The 25593-nt window shown below is 41.1% G+C and carries 23 protein-coding genes; 10 read left to right on the top strand and 13 right to left on the bottom strand.

What is annotated here, in order from left to right:
* Both CKV81_RS05935 and CKV81_RS05930 read right to left on the bottom strand, forming a co-directional pair.
* Positions 1-570 (bottom strand): RsmD family RNA methyltransferase, encoded by a 570-nt coding sequence (locus CKV81_RS05935; RefSeq protein WP_095071421.1) that lies wholly within the window; start codon positions 568-570, stop codon positions 1-3.
* Between the two features lie 62 nt (positions 571-632).
* A complete protein-coding gene (locus tag CKV81_RS05930) occupies positions 633-1349 on the bottom strand; it encodes a DUF3822 family protein (protein WP_095071416.1) in 717 nt (238 codons plus the stop codon).
* A 115-nt stretch (positions 1350-1464) separates the two neighbouring features.
* Between CKV81_RS05930 and CKV81_RS05925 the strand changes: the two genes are divergently transcribed.
* Positions 1465-1779: a DUF6370 family protein gene (locus CKV81_RS05925; RefSeq protein WP_239285790.1), complete on the top strand. Its 315-nt coding sequence runs from the start codon at positions 1465-1467 to the stop codon at positions 1777-1779.
* Here CKV81_RS05925 and CKV81_RS05920 read toward each other — a convergent pair.
* Together CKV81_RS05920 and CKV81_RS05915 are read right to left on the bottom strand one after the other, a co-directional pair.
* Positions 1776-2270 carry a Smr/MutS family protein gene (locus tag CKV81_RS05920; protein ID WP_095071414.1) on the bottom strand — a complete coding sequence of 165 codons (495 nt, stop codon included), beginning with the start codon at positions 2268-2270 and terminating at the stop codon, positions 1776-1778. The two genes, CKV81_RS05925 and CKV81_RS05920, sit on opposite strands and share 4 nt — an antisense overlap.
* Positions 2271-2308: 38 nt before the next feature.
* Positions 2309-2803: a metallophosphoesterase family protein gene (locus tag CKV81_RS05915; protein ID WP_095071412.1), complete on the bottom strand. Its 495-nt coding sequence runs from the start codon at positions 2801-2803 to the stop codon at positions 2309-2311.
* Between the two features lie 85 nt (positions 2804-2888).
* Here CKV81_RS05915 and truA point away from each other — a divergent pair, with 85 nt between their 5' ends.
* The 3 genes from truA (at position 2889) to CKV81_RS05900 (ending at position 5711) form a co-directional block, all read left to right on the top strand.
* Positions 2889-3623 (top strand): tRNA pseudouridine(38-40) synthase TruA, encoded by a 735-nt coding sequence (gene truA / locus CKV81_RS05910; RefSeq protein WP_095071410.1) that lies wholly within the window; start codon positions 2889-2891, stop codon positions 3621-3623.
* Between the two features lie 113 nt (positions 3624-3736).
* Positions 3737-5494 carry an ABC transporter ATP-binding protein gene (locus CKV81_RS05905; protein ID WP_095071408.1) on the top strand — a complete coding sequence of 586 codons (1758 nt, stop codon included), beginning with the start codon at positions 3737-3739 and terminating at the stop codon, positions 5492-5494.
* A 1-nt stretch (position 5495) separates the two neighbouring features.
* Complete coding sequence (locus CKV81_RS05900) at positions 5496-5711, top strand: hypothetical protein (RefSeq protein WP_095074297.1); 216 nt, start codon at positions 5496-5498, stop codon at positions 5709-5711.
* A gap of 53 nt (positions 5712-5764) precedes the next feature.
* Here CKV81_RS05900 and CKV81_RS05895 read toward each other — a convergent pair whose 3' ends face one another.
* Positions 5765-6127 carry an FEKKY domain-containing protein gene (locus CKV81_RS05895; RefSeq protein WP_157727378.1) on the bottom strand — a complete coding sequence of 121 codons (363 nt, stop codon included), beginning with the start codon at positions 6125-6127 and terminating at the stop codon, positions 5765-5767.
* Between the two features lie 267 nt (positions 6128-6394).
* On the opposite strand from CKV81_RS05895, the gene CKV81_RS05890 reads away from it, so the two are divergent.
* Positions 6395-7546 carry a hypothetical protein gene (locus CKV81_RS05890; protein WP_095071403.1) on the top strand — a complete coding sequence of 384 codons (1152 nt, stop codon included), beginning with the start codon at positions 6395-6397 and terminating at the stop codon, positions 7544-7546.
* 172 nt (positions 7547-7718) lie between these two features.
* On the opposite strand, the gene groL is transcribed toward CKV81_RS05890, so the two are convergent.
* From groL to CKV81_RS05870, 4 genes are all read right to left on the bottom strand, one after another.
* Positions 7719-9344 (bottom strand): chaperonin GroEL, encoded by a 1626-nt coding sequence (gene groL, locus CKV81_RS05885; protein ID WP_095071401.1) that lies wholly within the window; start codon positions 9342-9344, stop codon positions 7719-7721.
* Between the two features lie 123 nt (positions 9345-9467).
* Positions 9468-9746: a co-chaperone GroES gene (locus CKV81_RS05880; RefSeq protein ID WP_095071399.1), complete on the bottom strand. Its 279-nt coding sequence runs from the start codon at positions 9744-9746 to the stop codon at positions 9468-9470.
* A gap of 170 nt (positions 9747-9916) precedes the next feature.
* Positions 9917-12289 carry a M1 family metallopeptidase gene (locus CKV81_RS05875; protein ID WP_095071397.1) on the bottom strand — a complete coding sequence of 791 codons (2373 nt, stop codon included), beginning with the start codon at positions 12287-12289 and terminating at the stop codon, positions 9917-9919.
* A 197-nt stretch (positions 12290-12486) separates the two neighbouring features.
* Positions 12487-13065, bottom strand: a complete 579-nt coding sequence (locus CKV81_RS05870) for a HupE/UreJ family protein (protein ID WP_095074295.1) — start codon at positions 13063-13065, stop codon at positions 12487-12489.
* A 93-nt stretch (positions 13066-13158) separates the two neighbouring features.
* Between CKV81_RS05870 and CKV81_RS05865 the strand changes: the two genes are divergently transcribed.
* A complete protein-coding gene (locus CKV81_RS05865) occupies positions 13159-13662 on the top strand; it encodes a DUF6702 family protein (RefSeq protein WP_185116917.1) in 504 nt (167 codons plus the stop codon).
* On the opposite strand, the gene CKV81_RS05860 is transcribed toward CKV81_RS05865, so the two are convergent.
* Genes CKV81_RS05860 through radA form a run of 3 tightly spaced genes read right to left on the bottom strand, consistent with a single transcriptional unit; the run spans position 13645 to position 15940 of the window.
* On the bottom strand, positions 13645-14235 hold the full coding sequence (locus tag CKV81_RS05860; RefSeq protein ID WP_095071396.1) for an acyl carrier protein phosphodiesterase: 591 nt from the start codon (positions 14233-14235) through the stop codon (positions 13645-13647). The two genes, CKV81_RS05865 and CKV81_RS05860, sit on opposite strands and share 18 nt — an antisense overlap.
* A 44-nt stretch (positions 14236-14279) precedes the next feature.
* On the bottom strand, positions 14280-14537 hold the full coding sequence (locus tag CKV81_RS13340; RefSeq protein ID WP_157727377.1) for a hypothetical protein: 258 nt from the start codon (positions 14535-14537) through the stop codon (positions 14280-14282).
* 56 nt (positions 14538-14593) lie between these two features.
* Positions 14594-15940, bottom strand: coding sequence for a DNA repair protein RadA (gene radA / locus CKV81_RS05855; RefSeq protein ID WP_095071394.1), 1347 nt, complete (start codon positions 15938-15940; stop codon positions 14594-14596).
* Between the two features lie 436 nt (positions 15941-16376).
* Here radA and CKV81_RS05845 point away from each other — a divergent pair, with 436 nt between their 5' ends.
* Positions 16377-17984, top strand: coding sequence for a CTP synthase (locus CKV81_RS05845; protein ID WP_095071390.1), 1608 nt, complete (start codon positions 16377-16379; stop codon positions 17982-17984).
* A 197-nt stretch (positions 17985-18181) separates the two neighbouring features.
* Positions 18182-19993: a membrane protein insertase YidC gene (gene yidC, locus CKV81_RS05840; protein ID WP_095071388.1), complete on the top strand. Its 1812-nt coding sequence runs from the start codon at positions 18182-18184 to the stop codon at positions 19991-19993.
* Between the two features lie 227 nt (positions 19994-20220).
* On the opposite strand, the gene CKV81_RS05835 is transcribed toward yidC, so the two are convergent.
* Complete coding sequence (locus tag CKV81_RS05835; protein ID WP_095071386.1) at positions 20221-20829, bottom strand: ribonuclease HII; 609 nt, start codon at positions 20827-20829, stop codon at positions 20221-20223.
* 134 nt (positions 20830-20963) lie between these two features.
* Between CKV81_RS05835 and CKV81_RS05830 the strand changes: the two genes are divergently transcribed.
* Positions 20964-24023: a SusC/RagA family TonB-linked outer membrane protein gene (locus tag CKV81_RS05830; protein ID WP_095071384.1), complete on the top strand. Its 3060-nt coding sequence runs from the start codon at positions 20964-20966 to the stop codon at positions 24021-24023.
* A gap of 144 nt (positions 24024-24167) precedes the next feature.
* Positions 24168-25538, top strand: a complete 1371-nt coding sequence (locus tag CKV81_RS05825) for a SusD/RagB family nutrient-binding outer membrane lipoprotein (protein WP_164466683.1) — start codon at positions 24168-24170, stop codon at positions 25536-25538.
* The last annotated feature ends 55 nt before the right edge of the window (positions 25539-25593 follow it).

The raw sequence follows: 25593 nt of genomic DNA, 5'->3' as shown, positions 1-25593 counted from the left end.
TTAAGCGTCCCCGTTTGGTTTGAAGAAGGAGAATGTCAGGTTGCCATACTTTCTGCTTTCCATTAAATTCGGGTGGTCTATTTTCAACCGGCTTTGGTGTTCTAAAATAAATATTCCGTTGCTTTTTAAATAATTATTGTTAAGAACCAGCGCGATCAGCTCCTGATATTTTTTCTCGTCTGTATTTTCGAAGGGCGCATCAGCAAAAACAATTTCGTACTGTTTTTTGCTGCGGTTTTTCTTGAGCCAGTCATAAGCATCCGCGCGTTGTACGTTTATTTGCAATGCCATATCCAAATCCGCAGCTGTAGAACTGATGAAACTGCAGTGTCTGGTGTTCATTTCCACAGCGGTGATGTCAGGGCATTCCCTGGAGGCAAATTCCAATGAAATTGAGCCAATTCCCGCAAACAGGTCCAATACAGAACAGGCGGAAAACTCAAAATCGTAACGGTTTTCCAGAATGCTGAATAATGCTTCTTTCGCAAAGTCGGTCGTTGGCCTTACATCAAAATTTTTGGGTGCGGAAATTCGTTTGGCTTTCCACTTGCCGCTGATAATACGGTACATTGTTGTTCTTTCTAGACCACAAATGTAGCGAAAGATTATTTTAATTGAAGATCAAAGTAAATTTACGAGGTCAGGATGAAATTTCGGTTCGGGATATTGTCGAAAACAATTTTCAGGTTCTTTACAAATTTTCTCAGTTCAGATATAAACGTTTCATTTTCAGAAGTTTCACCGTAAACAAAGAAGCTGGTTTCATTGATCCCAAAACCAATTTTGCTTAAAGTGAACATCACGAAATACAGAAAATCCACTTCCGAATTTACGTCCAGGTTATTGTAGAGGATGACTTTTTTGTTTTCCAAAGCAAAAAACTCGCACTGATGGTGGTAAAGATTGATGTGAATTTCCTTTCCGGCTTTCGAAGAAATGGAATTCAGGAATTTTTCACCCGAAAAGTTGAATTTCGCCGGCACATTTATACTTTTGATTTTCTGATAAAATTCTTTAGGAAAAGTGTAATAAAACTGTACCCCGAATTTTTTGTTTACCGAAAGCATCAGTTCTTCCGAATCCTTCTCAACAGGTGAGTTGTAAGCGATGAGATCGTACCCCAAATCATGATGGCTGAAACCTTCCGGCATCAGTGTAAAATGGCTCAATGCCGAATATACAGCGATTTCGCGGCATTTCTTTTCCAGAACCTGATCCAGTTTTGCTGAAATAAAATCAGCAGGCGTTTCTTCATTTACAAAAAATGAATTTTCCTCCAGAATATTGCGGTTTCTGGTAAGCTGATACTGCAAGCCGTCTTTGGTGAAAAGTAAACTGAGTTTTTCCATCGTAGAAGTGAGCAAATTTAAAGAATTATGTTGGAATGCCGAAGTTTCTTTTGAGGCAAGTCATAACCGGCAATTGATTTTAATTCATATCTTTAAAACCTAGAAATAATTTAAAATGAAAAATATATTTTTTGTTTTGATGCTGATGTTCTCAGCTACGGTTTTCGCCCAGAAAAAAATAATAAATCAAACAGTAGACGCTGCTTGCGGAATGTGCCAGTTTAAACAAAAAAACGACAAAGATTGTGCAATGGCCGTAAAAATCGACGGGAAACTTTATTATGTGGAAGGCGTTGACGAAAATGCATTCGGCGATGCTCACGCACACGACGGCTACTGCAACCAAATAAAAAAAGCGGTAGTGAGTGGCGAAATCAGGAAAGGGAAGTTCTACGCAACCCGCTTCAAATACGTTCCCAAGAAGAACTAAACAAAATTTACCATAACCGAACCGGACTCATGATGAAGTATTTCTTTATTGTGAAAATCGAGTCCGGTTTGGCTTTCTAAAACGTCGTGAACCATTTTCTGAAGGGTTCCGTTGCCCAGTCCGTGAATGATTTCCAGTTTTTTGAGATTGTTTTTGCGGCAGAACTCGATGATTTCCAGCAATTTTTCTTTTTGTATGAAAAGCCTTTCAAAACTTTCGTAACCTAACGGATTTTCAACCAGTTTTTCAAAATGCAGATCGATCACGAGATGATTTCGGTTATGCTTCTTGGAAATTTTTTTATGGTACTCAAATTTCTTTTCAATACGGATATCTTCATAAAGCGCCTCATTTTTCTGCACCAGTTTTTCTGAAGGATATTTGTGTGTAAATCCATGGGCATCGGCAAAGACCACGGTATTTCCGTGAACGGAAGTAATGGTTCCGCCCAAATCTTCATCGATTACAGAAACTTTATCGCCGATTTTCATTTTTTTATTTCAGGTTTCAGATTGCAGTTTTTTTAGAATTATCTTGGTCCTAATTCAATGACTTCCAGGTTTTTGATTTCCTGCCCCTCAATTTCAAAACGGAGCATGGTCCGCATTTTATGCCAGCCGCTTTTTCCGCAAGCACCGGGATTAAGATGAAGCAGATAGTTTCTCTTATCGAACATCACTTTCAGAATATGCGAATGTCCTGCAATAAAGATTTTCGGAGCTTTATCTGCTAGTTCTTTTTTGGCTAAAGGCGAATATTTCCCCGGATATCCGCCGATATGAATCATCAGAACTTCAACTTTTTCACACGTGAAACGGTTCACTTCGGGAAAAATTAATCTGATCTTGTCGTTGTCGATATTTCCGTAGACACCTTTTAAAGGCTTTATTTTTTCGAGTTCCCCGATAACCTCAAGACTGCCGAAATCTCCACAGTGCCAAACTTCATCAGCGTTCCGGGCGTATTCCAGAATACGGTCGTCGATATAGGAGTGGGAGTCGGAGAGGAGGAGTATCTTTGTCATCGCTGCAAATTTAGCCAAAATTTTCCCGGACTTTTATTTAAAACAGATTTCCCGGAAACCATTATTTTTGCAGAAATATCTACACTTGCGCTATTTTATTGAGTTTTCGTACAACGGACAAAATTATTTCGGTTACCAGATTCAGCCGAAACAAATTTCTGTGCAGCAGGAGCTTGAAACAGCGCTTTCCACAATTCTTCGCGAAGACATAAAAACCACAGGGGCGGGCAGAACGGATACCGGCGTACACGCCAAAAAAATGTTTGCGCATTTCGACACTCATCAGGAAATTTCGGGTAAACTGCCGCACCAGCTCAACAGTTTTCTGCCGCCGGATATTTCTGTGAAAAGAATTTTTGGGGTTAAAGATGATTTTCATGCCCGGTTTGATGCGACTTTCCGTACTTATGAGTATTATATTTCTCTGGAAAAAAATCCTTTTACACAGAACTCTGCCTGGCAGCACTGGAAGCGCACTCTGGATATTGGTAAAATGAATGAAGCCTGCAAAATCCTTTTTGAATATGACGATTTTGAAAGTTTTGCTAAAATCGGGGGCGATAACAAAACCAATCTCTGTAAAATTTATAAAGCAGAATGGGAACAGTGTGGCACCGAACTGAAATTTACGGTTTCAGCTAACCGGTTTCTGAGAAATATGGTGCGCGCCATCGTGGGCACAATGGTCGAAATCGGCACCGGGAAAATTCAGCCCGAAGATTTAAGGAATATCATCGAAGCCAAAAACCGCAATTCAGCCGGAACTTCAGCTCCGGCTCACGGTCTTTTTCTGGTGGATGTGGGTTATGATTTTGATTAAAAATTATTTCCAAAAAATTACTTCTCCTTCCTGTCAGCAAATCCATTATGTTTGAATCTTAAAATGTCGTTCTTGGTCTTTCATCCAGATTCCCGTATTTTTGCAGCTGAGTTATGAATAAACCCTCCACCTGGCAAATCATCAGAAGGCTGTTCACGATTGGGATGAAGTTCCGGTCGTGGTTCATCATCGCACTCGTGATTTCGATTCTGCTGTCGGTGGTTTCCACGTACAGGCCGTATCTCACGATGCAGATTGTGGATAATGACATCATCAGGCTGAAAGATCAGGGCCTGATGAGAAAGCACATCTACTGGCTGGTGGGTCTGGTGCTGCTGGAGACTTTTCTGAACTTTTTCCTGGTCTGGTTTTCCAATTATATTTCGCAAAACGTCATTCGTGATATCCGGGAAAGGCTCTACAACAAGCTCATTTATTTCAAGACTTCATTTTTTGATAGAACGCCAATTGGCCAGCTGGTTACGCGTGCAGTAGGAGATGTGGAAACCATTGCCACCGTGTACACCGACGGTTTTCTGATGGTTTTCGGCGATATCCTCAGAATTATTTTTGTGCTGGTAATGATGTATCAGACGGATGCGAACCTCACTTATATTTCTTTGGTTATTCTTCCTCTGATGGTGATCATCACCAGATTTTTCCAAAAAAGGCTAAAAAAAGCTTTCGGTGATGAGCGGACATGGACTGCCAATCAAAACTCTTTCGTGCAGGAGCGTTTGGCAGGAATGCAGCTGATTCAGGTATTCAACCGCGAAGAACAGGAATTTAAAAAATTTGATGACATCAATATCACCCTGAAAGCTGCGCTGCTGCGTACGGTGTTCATTTTCTCTCTTTTCTTTCCGGTGGTGGAGCTGATCTCCTCTGTGTTTATTGGCTTTATTCTGTTTTATGGCGGCTATGTCACGATTACTGCCGGCGTGGTGATTGCCTTTATCCAGTATATCTCTATGCTGATTCGTCCGTTGAGGCAGATTGCTGACCGTTTCAATAATATACAGCGAGGAATTGTTGGCGCCGAACGTGTTCTTGGTTTGATGGATGAAGATTTGGCGATGCAGAACACCGGAACCGTACAGAAAAATGAATTTGACGGTAAAATTGAATTCCAGAATGTGAGATTTTCTTACGATGAAAAGCAGGAAGTTTTAAAGGGCATCAGCTTCACTGTGAACCCGGGCGAAAATGTTGCGATCGTGGGTGCAACCGGCGCCGGGAAATCAACGATTATCAGTTTAATTACCAGGCTTTACGATATAAATTCGGGAAAAATACTTATTGACGGAATTGATTTAAAAGATTACGAACTTTACAGCCTTCGGAGCCATATCGGTGTGGTGCTGCAGGATGTTTTCCTGTTCCACGGAAGTATTTTTGAAAACCTGGCGTTTGGCGATCAAACAATTACATTAGATAAAATAAAAAAAGCGGCGCAAGATATCGAAGTGGATGATTTTATTAAACAGCTGCCCGGTGAATACGATTATGTGGTAAGCGAAAGAGGTTCTTCTATTTCATTAGGACAAAGGCAGCTGCTTTCGTTCTTGCGTGCCTATCTTTCGGATCCCAAAATTTTAATTCTGGATGAAGCCACATCTTCCATTGACCATGAAAGTGAAAAACTCATCCAGAGAGCTACAGAGAAAATTACCAAAAACCGGACTTCAATTATTATTGCTCACAGACTTTCCACCATAGAAAAAGCTGATAAAATCATCGTGATGGATGGCGGAAAAATTGTGGAAGAAGGCAGTCATCTGGAGCTTCTCGGCAAGAACGGCTATTATGCCACGCTTTACAGAGCCCAGCTCAACCATGAAGTCGCGGATAACGGAATACATGAAATATAATATGGAAACACAAATTAATGACGAGTTTCGCGACCTGAAGGACGAACTCAAGAAACTGAACATCGAAGTTTTAAAAATCGAAAAAATAGGAAACGGTAATATGGATTTCCATGAAGTTTTCTACAAATCGCCGCGCTTCGAGGAAGTGAAAAGTGTATATGTACACCTTGAAAAGATCGATGAACTGATCGAGAGGTTTAAAGAAGCTTATCAGTAAATGAATTAATTAAAAAAAAGCAATTTCAGGTTGATGAGATTGCTTTTTTAATTTTATAATCCGACCGGCATTATTGGAATTTCCACTTTCCAACCCTCACCGAATTTTTTAGTCAGAAACTTTGCGATTGTTCTGTTATTCAATGCATCATCATTAAAATATGTTCCGACACAATTGGAAAAAATCACCCTCACGCCATATTTTTCCTCAAAATCCTTAGTGTCAAATCCATTGTGAAAAGCCCGGACTACGAACGCGGCTTTCTTTTGATGCAGCACTGAGCTGAGGTTTTGTTCCGTTACAGCAACGGGAAAATTGTATTCGGTCTTATTGCCTTTTTCTTTGATGGTCATTTTTTGACCTGAAAGCGGCAATGATACAAACAGAGTGAAAAGAATGATTAATGGAGTTTTCATAGAATTAATTTTCAGTTTTCTTTTACCTTCTATAATAGAGATGACAGAAATAAAAAATGGTTAAAAGATTGTTTAAGAAAAATTTCAGGGAACTGATTTATAAACTGATTAATTCACTTTAAATATTTAAGGTTTACTGTTATGTTAAATGAAAGTTGGATAAAGCAGTAAATAAAGTGTATTTTTTAGACGGTTAAATTTCATACGTAATTTTTTGCATAGTTCAGTAATTTTTACTAATTTAATTGTGTTTTAATTGAATAATCGATGAATATTGATGCTGTAAACAAATTTCTTCTCAGAAATGCAGTGGTAAAAGAATTCGGCAAAAACGTCAGTACGGTTTCAGCTTGCGTCCAGCTTTCTGCAAAGTTGGAAGAACAGGGCATTTATCTAAACCCGCAGACGTTGAGGAGGTTTTTTGGCATCATTAGTTACAGTGGCGGATATTCTGAGTACACTCTCGATGCTCTTGCGCGATTTTCCGGCTACAGGAATTACTTTGATTTCAGTAATAGAATTGCTGAAAACAATTTAAGTGACATTTTTGAGGAAGCATCTAATGCTAATGATCTCGAAAGTTACTGGCGGTTGTGTGAGAATCTTTGCAGGAAACTGAAGGAATCTCCGGAGCTGCTTCCAACCGTTCATTGTAAGCTGATGAAGTACCCTTTGGCGAGGGTTTTTTTCATGGAGCACCATCCGATCAGGGATTTAATTTGCACAGTTTACGCGCAGTATTTTAGTGAGTATCTTAAATTCAGCCCTGCCAATCAGGCGAAATTTTTTGCTTATGGATTTTTGTTTATGGGTGCTTTTCTGTCTGAAAATGAAGAACTGATTGATCTTTATTTTCAGAAGATTAATCAGATCAATCTCACCGAAGATGTCAATCTTTTGTCTGCCGGACGTAAATATGGCGTTGCAATGATGTATGCAGCGCACACAAAGAATGACAGCTTGTTTGCCGAAACGTTTTCTGAAATGTTGAAAGCCAGGGAAAACTACCGCAGTGCTTCGGAAAATTCAGTCTGCAGTTTTGAATATTCTGTTTTGGAACATCTGATTTTCACGGACAGATTTGACGAAATGAAGTTTTTGATTGAAAATAATACCACTCGAAAATTTAATGTTAAAGAATTTGTTCCGCAGGACCGAAAAGAAAATCACGACACAGTTTGGGATATCATGTGCGGTTACGCATTTTCGAAAATGGCCGATGCGGAGCAGGCTGCTTCTTATTTAAACAAAGTGAATCTGGACAGGCTTTCGATAGGCTGGGAACGGTATTACACCATCATTTACCATTTGGCAAAACTCAACATTGCGGCTGATCAGGAAAAAGATGAATTGATTTCAGAGATTAAAAAATTGGTTTATAAAACGCATTTTACTTATTATCTGCCCCTCCTGAAATAAAAAAATCTGCACTTTGCAGTACAGATTAAAAAAATTCCTAAACTTTTTTTCATTGTTTGTGTACTGCAAAATTACGCAAAAGATGGCTGCAGTTTGCTGTACAATTTTGTACAAAAAATCCGCCCAGAAAATTCTGACGGATTTTTATATTTATAACGAAAGGAATCGTTCCTTACATCATTCCCGGCATTCCGCCACCCATTGGAGGCATTGCAGGCTCAGGTTTTGCAATTTCTGTTACCACACATTCCGTTGTCAGCAACATTCCGGCTACGGATGCAGCGTTTTCAAGGGCTACACGAACTACTTTTGTAGGGTCTATAATTCCGGCTTCATACATATTGACATACTCGTCGTTTTTCGCGTTGTAACCGAAATCACCGTTTCCGTCTGCAACTTTTGCCACGATAACCGAACCTTCCCCGCCTGCGTTGGCTACGATTTGACGGAGTGGCTCTTCAATCGCTCTTTTTACGATTTTGATACCGGTAGTTTCATCCTGGTTTGTTCCGTCGATATTCAAAGCAGAAATACTTCTTACCAGCGCAACACCACCTCCAGGAACGATGCCTTCTTCTACAGCGGCTCTGGTTGCGTGAAGCGCATCATCCACACGGTCTTTTTTCTCTTTCATTTCCACTTCGGAAGCGGCACCCACGTAAAGTACTGCAACACCACCGGCCAGTTTCGCCAGTCTTTCCTGAAGTTTTTCACGGTCGTAATCGGAAGTTGTGGTTTCCATTTGCGCCTTGATCTGGTTTACACGGCCTTTGATCTGCGCTTCGTCGCCACCACCGTTCACGATCGTTGTATTGTCTTTGTCGATCGAAACTTTTTCAGCAGTACCCAACATTTCAAGGGTAGCATTCTCCATCGTGAAACCTCTTTCCTCAGAAATTACCTGTCCGCCGGTTAAGATGGCGATGTCCTCCAGCATTGCTTTTCTTCTGTCACCAAAACCAGGTGCTTTTACCGCAGCGATTTTCAGAGAACCTCTCAATTTGTTCACCACTAAAGTTGCCAAAGCCTCGCCTTCAACTTCCTCAGAAATAATTAAAAGGGATTTTCCTGCCTGTGCCACCGGCTCCAGAACTGGAAGCAATTCCTTCATAGATGAGATTTTTTTCTCAACCAAAAGGATATAAGGATTGTCAAGTTCCGCAACCATTTTCTCGGGATTGGTCACGAAATATGGCGACTGATACCCTCTGTCGAACTGCATACCTTCAACCACGTCAACCGTAGTATCAGTACCTTTTGCTTCTTCAACGGTAATTACGCCTTCTTTCCCAACTTTACCGAACGCTTCAGCGATCAGTGAACCAATCGTATCGTCATTGTTTGCAGAAATTGAAGCGACCTGCTTGATTTTTTCAGCATTTTCCCCAACCGTTTGAGACTGAGATTTCAGGTTTTCAACCACCGCTGAAACGGCTTTGTCGATTCCTCTTTTCAGATCCATTGGGTTGGCGCCTGCAGCAACGTTTTTAAGGCCTTCGCGAACGATAGCCTGTGCCAAAACAGTTGCAGTAGTAGTACCGTCACCCGCAATGTCATTGGTTTTGGAAGCCACTTCCTTCACCATCTGGGCGCCCATATTTTCTACCTTGTCTTCAAGTTCGATTTCCTTTGCTACAGAAACCCCGTCCTTGGTTACGTGCGGTGCACCGAACGATTTCTCGATTACCACGTTACGGCCTTTAGGGCCTAAAGTTACTTTCACTGCGTTTGCAAGAGCATCAACACCTCTTTTCAGTGCGTCTCTCGACTCGATATCGAATTTTATTTCTTTTGCCATATTTAATGTATTGATGTACGATGTACAATGTACAAAGTACTTTAGTGTGTTATTTTATTTAATTTTTTCCCAGTATTTTTTTTGCACTGTACATTTTACTTTTTGCATTGTACAGATGAAATCTTACCCCAGAATTCCCAATAAATCTCCTTCTCTTACAATCAGATAATCTTTTCCGTCGAGTTTCAGTTCAGAACCGGAGTATTTTCCGTAAAGCACTTTGTCGCCCACTTTCACGGTGGTTGGTTCATCCTTTTTACCTGGCCCTACTGCCACAACGGTACCTTCCTGTGGTTTTTCTTTAGCAGTGTCGGGAATGATGATTCCTGAGGCGGTCGTAGTTTCTGCCGCATTAGGCTCTATCAGAACCCTGTCTGATAATGGTTTGAAATTTACTGACATAAATATTTATTTTTTAAAAGTTAAATTCTGTTCTCGAAGTGTACAATATTGTGCCAACCAATGAACCTTGAAAATCTGGCACGAACTTTAACAGAAAAGTGAAATTTTGGCAGAAAAAAGGCCACTTCAACAAATTGAAATGACCCATTACATAATATTAAATTTGGAAGTTATTTTTTCTTTCCTGCCGCCTGCATTGGGTTCAATGTTCCTCTGCCAGCACCTCTTGCACTTGGACCCTGTTTCTGCTTGAAGACCTGAAATTTAGAAGTTGGCGCCGGTACTTCGCCCCAGAAATTATTGGTTGTGTCGATGTCCGCCGTCTCTTTCATGGGATCCAGCTGAACAGATTTCAGTTTTTTATCAAAGAAATAGGTTAGCGAAACATTTTTCTCGTTGTGTCTCCAAACCTGCGCCGCACGCTTATCGCGGAGTTTGCTGCCGTCCTCAAAAGTGAATTCCAGAATGATTGGCATTACCAATCCGCCTTTGTTGGTGAAATCGATCTGGTAGGCTTTCATGTTCTGAAGTTTTGCCTTATCAGCTGCACTCACATTTTCAAAAACATCTGCTTTAAAAGTATATTCTTTTTTGGTGTCCACTTCTTCCTGTCCGCGAGCGTAGCGGTAGTAGAAATCCTGCAGTGATTTGTCTTTGTCCACCTCGAACTGAATTTTCTCTGCTCTGTTCCTGATTTTTGAAATGTCCTCAAAAGCGTTTACTTCAGGCTCATCCACGGTATATTTTCTTTCGAAAGGCTTTGCTGGTGCGTCAAAATCGGGTGTGGCCACCGTTACTTTATCAATCGAGATGTCAACCGGGTCAACACCGTAGAACCAACCTCTCCAGAACCAGTCCAGGTCCTCGCCGCTGGCATCTTCCATAGTTCTGAACAGATCGGCAGGTTCCGGGTGACGGAATGCCCATCTTTTAGAATAGGTTTTAAATGCTTTATCGAAAAGCTCGCGTCCCATCACCGTTTCACGCAGGATATTCAGTGCAGTTGCCGGCTTGGAATAAGCGTTCGGGCCGAAACGGATAATGTTTTCTGAATTGGTCATGATGGGCTCAAGTTCATCTTTCGGAAGTTTCATATAATCGACGATGGTATGCGCGGGGCCTCTTCGCGATGGGAATTTATTGTCCCACTTCTCTTCTGTCAGGTATTCCACAAAGGTATTTAATCCTTCATCCATCCAGGACCATTGTCTTTCATCTGAATTAATGATCATTGGGAAGAAATTGTGTCCCACTTCATGGATGATGACGCCGATCATACCATTTTTGGTTCCTTCCGAATAAGTTCCGTCTTTTTCAGTCCTGCCAAAATTGAAGCAGATCATCGGATATTCCATACCGTTGGAAGCTTCTATCGATTGGGCCACAGGATACGGATACGGAATGGTAAATTCTGAATAAGTTTTTATGGTGTGAGCAACGGCTTTAGTCGAGAATTTTCTGTACAGTCCGTACGCTTCTTTCGGATAAAGGCTCATCGCCATTACCTGATTGTTGTTTTCTGGAATGGTCACCCGCATGGCGTCCCAAACAAATTTTCTGGAAGATGTCCATGCAAAATCCCGGACATCCGTGGCCTCGAAATGCCATATTTTTCTTGCTTTGGATTTGGATTTTTCCGCTTTTTTGGCCTCTTCTAAAGTGACAACTTCCATAGGTTCACTCGCATTCTGCGCCTGCTGCCATCTTTCAAACTGGGCAGACGTGAGTACATCTTTATAGTTCTTACCTTCACCGGTTGCTGCCACGATGTGGTCTGCCGGTACATTCATTGAGACTTTATAGTTTCCGAAAACCAAAGCAAATTCTCCGCGTCCTGTAAACTGATGGTTTTGCCAACCCTGGAAATCGGAATAAACGCACATTCTGGGGAACCACTGGGTCATAGTGAAGACATCGTTGCCGTCCTCAGGGAAATGTTCGTAACCGCCTCGGCCTCCGTACTTCATGCGGTCGGAAATGTTGTAGTTCCAGTCAATTTTAAAAGTGTATTTTTCGCCTTTTTTTAGAACTTTTGGCAAATCGATACGCATCATCGTTTTATTCACCACATATTTCAGGGGATTTCCCTCGGCGTCAGTCACTTTTTCAAGATTGACACCCAGTCCGTTATCTGCGGCAGGTAATTCTGAGCTTTTCAGATTTTCTGAATTCATGTGCTTTGGAAGTTTTGAGGAAGCGCTGTATCCCGAGTTATTAATGGATGAATGCTCATTTTCATCAAGCTGAAGCCAAAGATAATCCAGCTGATCCGGTGAATTATTGTAATAGGTAACCGTCTCAGAGCCTTTTAATTTACGGTTGTCTTCATCTAAATATGCGGTAATGTCGTAATCAGCACGGTTTTGCCAATAGCCTTGCCCCGGCGCTCCGGATGCAGTTCTGTAAATATTTGGCGTGGGCAGGATGGTTCCAAGCTGCTCAAACTTATTGCCGTGGTTGCTGCCAGGATTGTTCTGGTGGTTTTGAGCGTAAACTGTTGATGCGCAAGCAGTAACACCGAGTATAAAGCTCTTTAATTTCATTGTAATTATAAGAATTTAGACAAAATTAAAAATATTTGTCAATAAAACGTTGTGTTTGTTACAGTTTACGCTGAACTTAAAAAATATTATTACAATAATTGAAATTTCAAGTATAAAAAATGAAAGCTTTTTCCGTAAAAAGCAACCGGGAAAATTTATGTGTAAAGAGCTATTTTATTTAATTACAATGAGCTGTTTTATCCGGGAATCCGTTCCAGAGCCATTTTCAGGGCCAGTGCGAAAACACCTGACGAGATAAACATAATCCAGTCTTTTCTCGGTACCCGAAAAAGGGTGACAACAATGTATGCCAAAATCATCAGGGCTAAAACTACAACGATTTGCCCCAGTTCCAAACCCACATTAAACCCTAAAAGCGGAACCGCAATATTCTGTTCCTTGGCCATCGACATTCTGGCAATATTGGCAAATCCCAAACCGTGGATGAGACCAAATCCCAAAGCCAGGAAATAATTGACCTGCATCAGGTTTTTTATTTTACCTTTTAAAACAATATTGTCCAACGCAGTAATCACAATGGTTAGGGGAATTAGAAATTCTACCCAGTCTGAAGGAAGCCTGTATAAATCTAAAACACTTAAAGCCAGCGTGATGGAATGTCCCACTGTAAACGCAGTAATAAGAATCAGAAGTTTTTTGAAATCATTGAATGTGTAGGCTACAATCAGTACGAGTACAAACAGCTGATGATCCAGCGCATCCCAGGAGATAATGTGTTCCCAACCCAGTTTCAGGTAGAATAAGAAATCGCTCATTTTAAGTTTTACAGGTTTTTTTTTCGGGGAACGATAATACGAAAATAATTTAACTTTGCGGCTCACAGCTCATCAAAGAGCCCACATACTGCTATGAAATATCTGCTTTCCATATTCTTTTTTCTCACACTTTGCTTTTCCGCTTCAGCTAAGGATGCTCATCCATATCATGTTGGTTCTGTTGAATTTAACTATAATTCAAACACCAGGACTTTTGAAATTACAGGAAAATTTTTTCTGGATGATCTGGAAAATGCTGTGAATAAAAAGTATAAAACAGCGCTCCATTTTCAGGATGAGAAATTCAGGGATAGGATGAATGAAGCTCTGAAAGCTTATTTTTTGGACTATATTAAACTGAAAGTCAATAATAAAATGCTGGCAATAAATTATTTAGGCTATGAAGAGGACAGCGAGGCCGTAAATGTCTACATAGAATCTGAACCTGTAAAATCACCCAAAAAGGTAGAAGCAGCCGTAAGCGCTTTATACAATCTTTTTGATGATCAGATGAATATTATCCACATCATCCTGAATGGGCAAAGGAAAAGTCAGAAACTTTCTTACCCCGACCGTTATCTATTCCAGCAGTTCTAAATTTTCGACGAAATTTCTGCTATACGCCTCAAGTTCGGGAAAGAAATTGTTGAAGTGGGTCTTTATCTGGCTCTTGTGTTTCAAAAACTCTTCAAAAACCGGAATTTCTTCATCGAGATATTTCGCTTTCCGTTTCACATTCCTCATGCTATAACCGATTCCCCAATCATTTTGGTAATTGAAAAGCCAGTTGTCTTTTTCCATTGGAACCAACATTTTGCGGAAATTTTCTGGTAAAAAAGATTCGTTAATCCAAAGTTTTTGATAAACTTTCTCAGTGAATTTTTTAAAATCTTCCTGGTTTTCCGCCAGTTGATTCGCCAAGAAAAAATCGAAACTCACATCCACAAAGGCTCCCGCATACAATCTCACGAGCGGACTGAAAATCTTCTTCGCCTCATGAATTTCGGGATGTCCATCCGTAAAAGTGTCAATAGCCCGGTGAAGCGCAATGCCTTTCTGGATTTCTCCCGGATATAGAAAACGCTCCCTGTTGCGGATGAAATCTGCAATCATATTGCCGACAAGCTGTCCGTCGGAATAGGAAAGGTAGGCGTGGGCGAGGTAGTTCATTGTTCTTGGTAAGGGTGGTAAGGGCTGCGGGCCCCAGAACGCTTTTATACGCTGAAATTATATTGGTGCAATAAATATTCAAAATGCTTCGGACCATCAAATAATTCAGGAATTTCACTGCTTTTTGGACAAGTTAGATGACCAATTTTTTTGGCAGACCAAGAGGAATATTCTAATAAATCTTTAGTAATTCCATGTTTTGCCGGATTTGAATTGAGAAAGAACAACTGCCCTCCACTTGTTCCACAATGATAAACGTGGTAAAATCGGTCACATTTGAGATGGCAAATGTTTTTCTTCATAAGTTATCTTTTTAATATTGGTTTAGCGCTGTTAGGTCTCTAAGCCCTGACACGCTTTAAAACAACCGCTCATGAAAATCCTCAATCTTGCTTACTTCTTCAATCTTGATTGCGAATTTGCGCTTCGGGATTTTATTCAGGTTCGAAATGAAAATTTTATCATAACCCAACTTCTCGGCTTCCGAAATTCTGGCTTCGATTTGCGGCACCGGCCGGATTTCTCCGCTCAGACCGATTTCTCCGGCAAAACAGAATTTTTCAGGAACTGCCATATCTTCATTTGACGACAGAATAGATGCAATAACCGCCAAATCCAGTGCCGGATCGTCGGTCTTTATTCCGCCGGTAATGTTCAGGAAAACGTCTTTTGCGCCCAGCTGGAAACCGGCGCGTTTTTCAAGGACTGCGAGAAGCATGTTCAGCCTTCTGGAATCGAAACCGGTACAACTTCTTTGCGGCGTGCCGTACACAGCAGTAGAGACCAAAGCCTGGATCTCCAGAAGCATCGGACGGTTTCCTTCCAAAGTGACGGCGATGGCATTGCCGGAAAGTTCTTCAAATTTTTTCGTGATCAGGATTTCGGACGGATTTTTTATTTCTTTCAGACCTTGGGCAATCATTTCATAGATCCCAATTTCGGACGTGGAGCCGAAACGGTTTTTGTTGGCCCGAAGAAGCCGGAACAGATGATTCCGGTCGCCGTCAAAATTCAGAACCACATCCACCATATGTTCCAGAACTTTTGGCCCTGCGATTTGTCCGTCTTTCGTGATGTGGCCCACCAAAATAATTGGGGTGTTGGTTTCCTTGGCAAATTTGATGAGTTCGTTGGAGCATTCCCGGATTTGGGAAACGGTTCCGGGCGAACTTTCCAGAAGCTGGGAATGAAGCGTTTGAATTGAATCTACAATCATCAGGTCCGGCTGCATTTTTTTGGCTTCGTGAATGATTTTTTCTACAGAAACTTCAGTAAAAAGAAAACAGTTCGGATTCTGAACATCAGTCAGCCGGTCGGCGCGCATTTTTATCTGGGAGGCACTCTCCTCTCCGGAAACGTACAGTATTTTCTTCTTCATCTTCAAAGCCAACTGAAGCAGAAGGGTAGATTTCCCAATCCCAGGTTCGCCACCGATCAAAATCACGGAACCCAAAACAATTCCGCCTCCCAACACGCGGTTCAGCTCTTCGGAAATGGTCTTTATGCGCGGTTCTTCATTGGTTTCCACCTCGATGATGTTGATGATGTGATTTTTCTTCTTATCCGGAGAAGTTTTTGCAGAAGCCTTTTCCAAGATTTCTTCGGCAAGGGTATTCCAGGCGCCGCAGTTTTTGCACTGGCCGTGCCACTGGGAATATTGGGTGCCGCAATTTTGGCAGTAATAGGCGGTTCTGAGTTTTGCCACGGGAGATTAAAATTTATTGTTTAAAGTTCAGGACAGTACTTTTTTAATTTTAGGGTCCGTAAACCAATTGTATGTCGCGAACCCGCAATTTACAAATTTGAAATTCTCTGAAAAAGAAACCACCGGAAAACCGGTGGCAAAAAAAGAAGGGAAATATATAGACAGCAACACGGGGTTGCAGAATTGCTGTGCTTTGTTGGTTTGATTATGAATGTGATGTTAAGTTAAATTTTCACCGGAAAAATTTTCTGTGAAGGGCAAATTTCTAGCCCTGATTGAAATGAAAATCCCGCAGCAGGCTTCGACAGGCTCTGCCTGACAGTGGTGGCGCGAGGAATTGTAATGGAAAGCAGGTTCCCGGCTCCTGAAAATTAAAGGATAAATTCTCCTTGTTTCGCCTTTCTAAATCCTTTAACTTTGCCCAAACCTAAATCTAATGAGTAAAAAGCAAACGAAATACATCTTCGTGACCGGGGGTGTGACATCATCTTTAGGAAAAGGAATTGTCTCTGCATCTTTGGGGCTCCTGCTAAAATCTAGAGGTTTCAGCGTTACCATACAAAAGCTTGACCCCTATATCAATATCGATCCCGGAACTCTGAATCCCTATGAACATGGCGAATGTTATGTGACCGAAGACGGCGCTGAAACCGATCTGGACCTGGGACACTACGAGAGGTTCCTGGATTCCCCAACTTCCCAAAATAATAATGTAACGACCGGAAGAATCTACCAAACCGTAATCGAAAAAGAAAGAAAAGGTGATTTTCTTGGGAAAACGGTGCAGGTCATTCCGCATATCACAAACGAAATCAAACGCAGGATCAAAATCCTCGCTAAACAGAATTACGACATTATCATTACTGAAATCGGCGGTACGGTGGGCGATATAGAATCGCTTCCTTATATCGAATCGGTGCGCCAGTTGAGATGGGAACTTGGTGAGAATAACTCAATGGTCATTCACCTCACATTGCTTCCGTACTTGGCGGCAAGCGGTGAACTGAAGACAAAACCTTCGCAGCATTCCGTACGCCAGCTGATGGAGAGCGGCATTCAGGCTGATGTTTTGGTTTGCCGTACGGAGCATAAAATCCCTAAAGAACAGCGGGCGAAACTGGCTCAGTTTTGTAATGTTCCACTGGAGAACGTGATTGAATGTAAGGATTTGGATACGATCTATGAGGTTCCTTTATATCTTCAGAAACAGAATTTTGATGATGTGATTTTGAAGGAGCTCGGACTGAAATCTGATAAGGAAGCTGACCTGAAAGAATGGAAAAAATTCCTGAAACGTTACCAGAATCCAAAAAAAACTGTAGAAATTGCTTTGGTTGGTAAATATGTTTCTTTGCAGGATTCCTACAAATCTATTGCTGAAGCTTTTATTCATGCCGGTGCTGAGCTGGAAACAGAAGTGAAGGTACGTTGGGTTTACAGCGGCGACATTACCAAGGATAATCTGGAAGAAACTTTTGCCGGAATTGATGGGATGCTGATTGCGCCTGGTTTTGGCGACCGCGGCATCGAAGGAAAAGTGCTTTCTGCCAAATATGCCAGAGAAAATCAAATTCCTTTGCTGGGTATTTGCCTCGGTATGCAGATCATGACGATTGAATTTGCAAGAAATGTTCTTGGCTTAGAAAAATCGAATTCAATGGAGTTTGATACTTCGACGCCTGATCCGGTGATTTCCCTGATGGCAGACCAAAAAAACGTAGTGGATAAAGGTGGTACCATGCGTCTCGGAGCGTGGAAATGCAGTTTGAAACCTGGTTCCAAACTTTCTGAAATCTACGGGTCAAAAACTATTTCTGAAAGACACCGCCACAGATATGAATTCAATTCTGAATATCAGGAAGAATTTGAAAAAAGCGGCATGATGCCAACTGGCCTCAATCCTGAAACCAAATTGGTAGAGACTCTTGAACTTCAGAATCATCCGTTCTATGTAGGCGTTCAGTACCACCCGGAATATAAAAGTACGGTGGAGACGCCGCATCCCCTTTTCATCGCTTTTGTAAAGGCGTGCAGCAAAAAATAGCATAAAAAGGACACAAAAGAATAATTGGTTTATCAGCAGTGCCGTTGCAAAATGATAAACTGGATTTTCCTTGGTGTCTTTTCCTTTTTTTAAATAAAATAGATTTTCAGAAAAAAACAGTAATTTTGTCACCTTAAATTTTCAGGATGTTGGTATAACATTTATGAGAGATTTCAGACTAATTAATAAAATTCACAATGCAACAAAATAACGGATTAGACAAAAATCAGTTAATCAGTTTTATGCTGTTCTCGCTGATCATGCTTGGGGCGATGTTTTATTTCCAGAACAAACAGGCAAAAGAAGAGCAGCGGAAAAATGCGCAAAATCCAAAAACAGAACAGGTAAACAGCGCCGCCAAACCTTCGGTTGCCGCAAATCTGAATACCAATGTTACGCCATCATCCATACAAACCGTAAATCTTGCGAATGAGGAGCTGAAACTTGAGTTTTCAAGTTTAGGCGGGCAGCTGTCCAAGGTGGAGCTAAATAAATACAAAGCTTACGACCAGAAGACCGATAAGGCGGATCTGCCTTTATATCTTATTAATAAGAATAATTCCTCGTACGGTTTTCTGTTTAAGGACCGGACCGGAAAGGTGATCAACACCAAAGATCTGGTTTTTACGCCTTCGGTAAATGGCAATACAGCGACTTTAACCAGCAATATTAACGGAGCGACAGTACAGTTTATCTACACTTTGATGCCCAAATATACGGTGGATTTTAAAGTAAGGACGCAGGGGCTTTCTCAGCTGGTGACGGATGGTAAAGCGAATTTTGTCTGGGATTATCAGGTTAAAAATCTGGAAAAAGGTAGAGCGCAGGAACAGACGCACTCTGAATTTTCCTATGCTTTTGATAACTATGGTTCTTATGATTATGACGGAAGAACCACTCTTGATGAAACTGGCGAAACCCTGAACTGGCTTGGCGTAAAACAGCAGTTTTTCTCTTCGGTTATTGAAGCTAAGAATGGGTTCACGCAATCTACCGGAAGTCAGGAACCGATTGCGGAAGGTGAGTATCTGAAAAAATTCAGTTATAACGGGCAGGTGCAAATGGCGGGTAATGAGCTTAATCAGGATTTCACCTGGTACTTCCTTCCGTTGGATTTGCCGTTACTGAAATCCTATGACAAAAATTTTGACGAAATTCTTCCTTTGGGGTGGTCATTCATCGGAACACTGAACAGGTGGTTCTTTATTCCGGTATACAATTTCATTGCGTCGTTTGGTATGACGGCCGGTTGGGCTATTTTCTGGCTTACGATTTTGGTAAAGCTGATTCTTTCACCAATCATGTTCAAGCAGCACAAGCTGAGTGCGATGATGAGGGTCATCCGCCCTGAAATTGATGAAGTGAACGAAAAATACAAAGATGCTGACCCAATGAAGCGCCAGCAGGCAACCATGGAAGTGTACAGAAAAGCCGGTGTCAATCAGATGGCAGGCTGTCTGCCTGCATTATTGCAGATTCCGATTTTCTATGCCCTGTTCCGTTTCTTCCCGAATTTTATTGATTTGCGGGGTAAAAGTTTTTGGTTTGCAAAAGACCTTACAGCGTATGATGATGTGATTAAACTACCGTTCAGCATACCGTTTTTAGGAGATCATTTAAGTATTTTCGCGATTGCATGTACGGCAGTGATCCTAATTTACACAATGCTGACCGCCGGTAATATGCAGCAGCCCACAGCACCGGGAATGCCGAATATGAAAGTGCTGATGTATATCTTCCCGATTACCTTCCTGTTCTTCCTTAACACTTCGGCTTCAGGTTTATCATGGTATTATTTCGTGTCGAATGCGATTAACATTGTCATTATTCTCGTCATCAAGTACTGGATTTTGGATGAGGATAAAATTCACGCCCAGATCCAGGCCAATAAGGCACAGCCAAAAAAAGAAGGCAAATTCCAGAAAAGAATGCGCGAAATGATGGAGCAGGCCCAAGCTCAGCAGCAGGCACAGGAGCAGGCGAGAAAGCAGGCAGCAAAAAAGAAGTAGATTTTTACATAAATGTATTTATAAAGCGAAACTGAACTAGGTTTCGCTTTTATTATTGGATTGCGTCGAAGGGATCATTTACTGTTCTTAATAGGTGAAATACGGTTTACGCCGTTCGGCAGTCCGGGTGCTTCACCGCTTTCTATGATTTCTTCGGCTTACCTCTGGGGCGGCAAAATAACCGTTAACGGTTTTTTGATAAATTATGGGATTCGCCGATTTTGACCTTAACCTCCTGCTTCATCAAATAATTCTTCGTAATTGAGGCGAAACGACCGCCGGTGATGTATGGTTGGTCCGAATTTGTTAAGCGCCCGCTGGTGCTCGCGGGTGGCGTAGCCCATATTGGTATTCCAGCCGTATTGCGGAAATTCCTCGTGGAGCTTCATCATAAGTCTGTCCCGGTGGTTTTTGGCCAGGATTGATGCCGCAGCAATCGATAAAATCTTGGAATCTCCCTGCACGATGCACTGGTGCGGAATAAAATTATAAGGATGGAACCGGTTACCGTCCACCAAAATGAGTTCGGGTGGTGTGGTGAGCTGATCCAAAGCCATATGCATCGCGTGAATGCTGGCATTCAGGATGTTGTGCTGATCAATGAATGCCGGGGAAATTTCTGCTACGGCATATTCTCTCACGTTGTCCTTTATACAACTTTCCAGATCGAGTCGTGTCTTTAATGTTAATTTTTTAGAATCATTAACCATTTCGTGGTGAAAATTGTCACCCAATAGTACCGCCGCCGCCACTACCGGGCCACACAGGCAGCCCCTTCCAGCTTCATCACAACCAGCTTCAAGATATTGATTGCTCCAACTTTTTATCAAATTCATAAAATTTGCAGAAAATTTAACCGCAAAATTACAAATCTTTTAATATTACAAAATTATTAAGGTTTTTTTAACTTTTTGTTTGGTCATTTTAATGATCTTTCTCATATTTGTTTCATTGAAAAATTTAATTTGATATGAAGAAATTAACAACAAGCGTTTTAGCTGTGGTGTTATCTTCGTCTTTTGTATTGGTGGATGCACAGACAAGAAAAGATACTGCAACTAAAACAACAGATATCGAAGGTGTGGTTGTTACTGCATTAGGTATCAAAAGAGAGGAAAAATCACTTCCTTATGCAACTCAACAAGTAAAAGCAGAAGAACTTAACGTAACAAATAATGTTGACGTAAAGAATGCTATTGTGGGTAAGGTAGCCGGTGTTCAGCTTAACGGGCAGGCTGGATCCAAATTGGGGGAAACAGGAAAGCTTCGTTTAAGAGGTGCTGTTTCAATGTTATCAGATGCTGATCCAATTTACGTTTTAGATGGTGTTATCGTTGATCCTAACACGATTGATATGGATAACCTGGAGTCGGTAAACGTTCTTAAGGGTCCTAATGCTACTGCACTTTACGGCCAAAGAGCTCAGTATGGTGTTGTTGTTATGACACTTAAAAAAGGTGCGAGAAACAGACTGAATGTTGAATTGAATTCTACTACAAACGTTGATTATGTAGCGAGAACAATGAGATATCAGAATGAATATGGCCAAGGTTATGACGGAGAAGATTCTTTTGGTACCTTCAAATTCAATCCTGTGAGACATCCGGCAGAATGGGCAGCATTGGAAGGAATGACATATAAAAGAGGTCAAAATTACCTTGCTGACGAATCTTGGGGTGCTAAATTTGACGGCAGGGATTATCTGCCTTGGTATGCTTTCTGGAAAGACAGTCCATATTTTGGTAAAACTGCTAAATGGGAAGCGCAGCCTAATAACGTAAAAGATTTTTACGATAATGCATTTACCTTTAAAAATACCATTTCAGTTTCAGGTGGTACAAGTGATTTCACAGGGAGGGTTTCGTTTACCAACTTGCTTCAAAACGGTATTACACCATATACTGAACTTAGAAGAAATTACTTCAACACAAACGCTAACTACAAATTCAGCGAAAAGCTTAATGTAGAAGCTATCATGAACTTCTCTCAGGGAAGGACAACTGGTGATTTTGATGATGGTTATTCTAATCAAACATCAGGTACATTCAACCAATGGTTTGGTAGAGATCTGGATATCACAAAAATGAAGGAGCTGAAAGATCTTGAAACTCCTAGAGGTTACCATGCTTCATGGAACTGGTGGGGTCCTGACTATTACAGAATCGATGGTCCAAGTGCGTACAGAACGAAACCCGCATTCTGGTATAACCCATATACCTATATGGAAAGATACAGGCCTTATAGGGATAGAAAAACTCTTATGTTCTCTGTAGCCCCGTCATATAAGATAACAGATGACTTAACTGCAAGGGTTTCTTATTCAAGAGTTAACAATATTACTAACAGCCGTTATTACATGCCTTATTCACTTACCAAGAGTGCCAGTGGTACAGAAGGTGGATACATGGATTTCCTTAACGGTTTTGGGTTGACCGACTCTGATTATACTGAAGATCAATATGAAGGTAGATTGAGCTATAGCAATAAGTTCGGAAATATTGACTTAAATACTTTCGTTGGTGGTAACCTTACCAACCAACGTTGGACTGGCGTATCGCAAGAAATGGATGTATTCGGTAAACTACAGTATTTATTGACGCCGGATGTATGGGATTTTAAAAATGCTAATATTGCACCGGTTCCAGATCCATGGGATTACGGTAAAAGGTATAAGTCTTTATTTGGTAACGTTTCCGTGGGTTATAATGATACATTCTATGTAGATGCATCTGCGAGAAATGATATTAACTCTGCATATCTAAACGGCAATAACTCTTTCTTCACATATTCATTAGGAGCCAGTATCTTGCTTCATAATTTATGGGCTAAAAATGATGTGTTGAATTATTTCAAATTAAGAGCAGGTATTGCGCAAATTGCGTCAGATATCAATGCCAGACAGACCAATCCGGAATTCTCCTTTTATGACAAGCCGCTAACTTTGGGTACAAAATCATATCAAATGGCCCTTCAGCCAACCAGATATATTGATCCTAACTTAGAGCCTGCGATCAACTCAAACTTTGAGGTAGGTGCAGATTTGAAGTTCCTCAAAAACAGGTTGACATTATCGGGTACTTACTATGATGAAAAGAGAAATGATGAACCGCTTCCTGTAACATTGCCATCATCTTCAGGTGCTTTAAGTATCTTTCTTAATTCAGGGGACGCCAGAAGAAGAGGGGTTGAATTATCTCTTTCCGGTGACGTGTTGAGAAGCAGTACTGGTCTGAACTGGACAACATCTGCTAACTTCGCAATGAACAAATCAACCATTGAAAATGTTGCTGAAGGCTTAGACAATATCAACTATGGCTTCCAACCTGCCTTTGGTTATGTTTCAGTACTTCAAATGAAAGGTCAAGAATGGGGCCAGCTAGTAGGAAACGGATTTGCGAGGGACGCTAATGGAAATAAGATTCTGAACAGTGATGGTTTATATGTAATAGAAGGTAATAAGAACTTCGGAAGTATCCTGCCTAAATTCACCGGTGGTTGGTATAACTCTCTTGAATACAAAGGTTTAACTCTTGCAGCAAGTGTTGATTTCCAAAAAGGAGGTAAATTCTTCTCGCTGTCTGAACAATGGGGTAACTCAGGAGGTCTTTTAGAGCCGACAGCTGCAATGAACGACAGAGGTCACAATGTTAGAGATGCTGTAGCAGACGGCGGAGGGGTAAGAGTAACCGGAGTTGACGAAAACGGCGCGCCTGTTGACACATATGTAGAAGCTTACGACTACTTTACTCAGTTCCACGGTAACAGATTGGCGGAGCAATATATACACGATGCTAGTTATATTAAACTAAGAGAGGTAGCTTTATCTTATACTTTGCCAAAAGCTTTATTCACAAATACAACAGTTCAGGGAATCACAGTTGGATTGACAGCAAGAAACCCTTGGTTAATCGCAGTATCAAAAGATAACTACCACAGACAGGATCCGTCGGAAATGTCCCAATCTTACGGCGAGGATGGACAGCTACCGTCTACAAAAGGATATGGTCTGAATGTTAAAATTAACTTTTAATAATTATTTTAAGACATGAAAAAATTAAAAATAGTAGTATTGTCCCTTTTCGTTTTAGGCTCATTAGGGTCTTGTAGAGATGAAAACTTTGGGGATTTAAATAAAGATAAGTACGGTGCATATGACGCAAGTTACTCTGCACTTATGTCTGGATCAATGATGAGTTTTGCGCAAAACGGTGGAAATGCTTATCTGATGAATCCACAGCTTTACGTGCAGTATCAGGCACAGTCTGTATATACAACTCAGCAGATCTATGGTTTTGAAAGAGGTGCTTGGGGCAGATATTATGCTAACCAAATCGTAAACTTGGATAAAATCATCAACGATTACTCTAATAATCCTACAGCGGAGATGCAGGTGCAGGGTAGTGCAGAGAATATGATTGGTGTTGCAAAAATATTCAAGTCGATCATCTACAAAAGAATTACGGATACCTATGGAGATGCTCCGTATAGTGAAGCGGCCAAAATTGGCCAGGATATCAGAACTCCAAAGTATGACACCCAGGAGACGATCTACAAAGGAATTATCAAAGACCTTCAGGAGGGAAGAAATATGCTGAATGCCGCAAAAACTGCGCCTCAGGGAGATATCCTTTACCAAGGAAACATAGGTAACTGGAAAAGATTAGCAAACTCTGTCTTAATGCAGGCTGCTCTTCAGTTGAGCAAAAAATATCCTGGTGCTACCGGATTTGCTGCTCAAACTTTCAAGGAAGCCTTGGCTAACAGTGGTGGGGTTATTGAAACAACTGCGCAAGAAGCTTACTGGAGTTTCTCTTCTGCAAGTTTAGTTGCTAACCCCCTTAACAGTTTTAGAGCTGCTGACTATTATCTTTCAAGAGAATTCACGGAATCTCTTAAGGGAGCCGCCAATACATTTAACAGGACTTCAAACCATACTCCTGATACACGTTTAAGTGTATTCAGCACAGGTGGGATGACAGGAACAGGATTGGCTTATGGTTATACAGTGGATAACCTTTCGGCAGCTGGTCTTGATAACACAGCTAACGCTGCCCAAATGTCTACTAAATTCAAAGGCGCTGATGCTCCAATGGCATTATTCACTGCCGGATATACTTATCTTAACAGAGCTGAGGCGGCATTACTCGGATGGACTTCTGAGAGTCCTGCTGCAATGTTAACTTTAGGGATCACAAGAAGTTATGAGACACTTGATGCCAGATATGGTTCCGCAATAAAAGCTGACGCGGTTGCATATGCTGCTGCCAGAGTAGCTGATATGGCAGCAAATCCAGCGAAAGTAATTGCTGAGGAAAAGTGGGTTGCATTGTTTAATCAAGGATTTGATGCTTGGTCAGAGTGGAGAAGAACTAATTTTCCAACTTTAGTACCTGCAAAAAATGCTATTAATGGTGGAAAGATTCCAACAAGAATTCCTTACCCTCTAGAAGAAGCTAATTATAATACTACAAATTATAACGAAGCTGTAACCAGACTGTCACCAGCAGAAGATAAAAACACTTCTAAATTCTGGTGGGAACTGTAAAATGCAGTTTCTGCAATAAATAAAAACCGCTCCACCGAGCGGTTTTTTATTTCCT

The organism is Chryseobacterium taklimakanense, assembly GCF_900187185.1.
Lineage (GTDB): Bacteria > Bacteroidota > Bacteroidia > Flavobacteriales > Weeksellaceae > Planobacterium > Planobacterium taklimakanense.
This window is presented reverse-complemented; position numbering and strand designations above follow the sequence as displayed.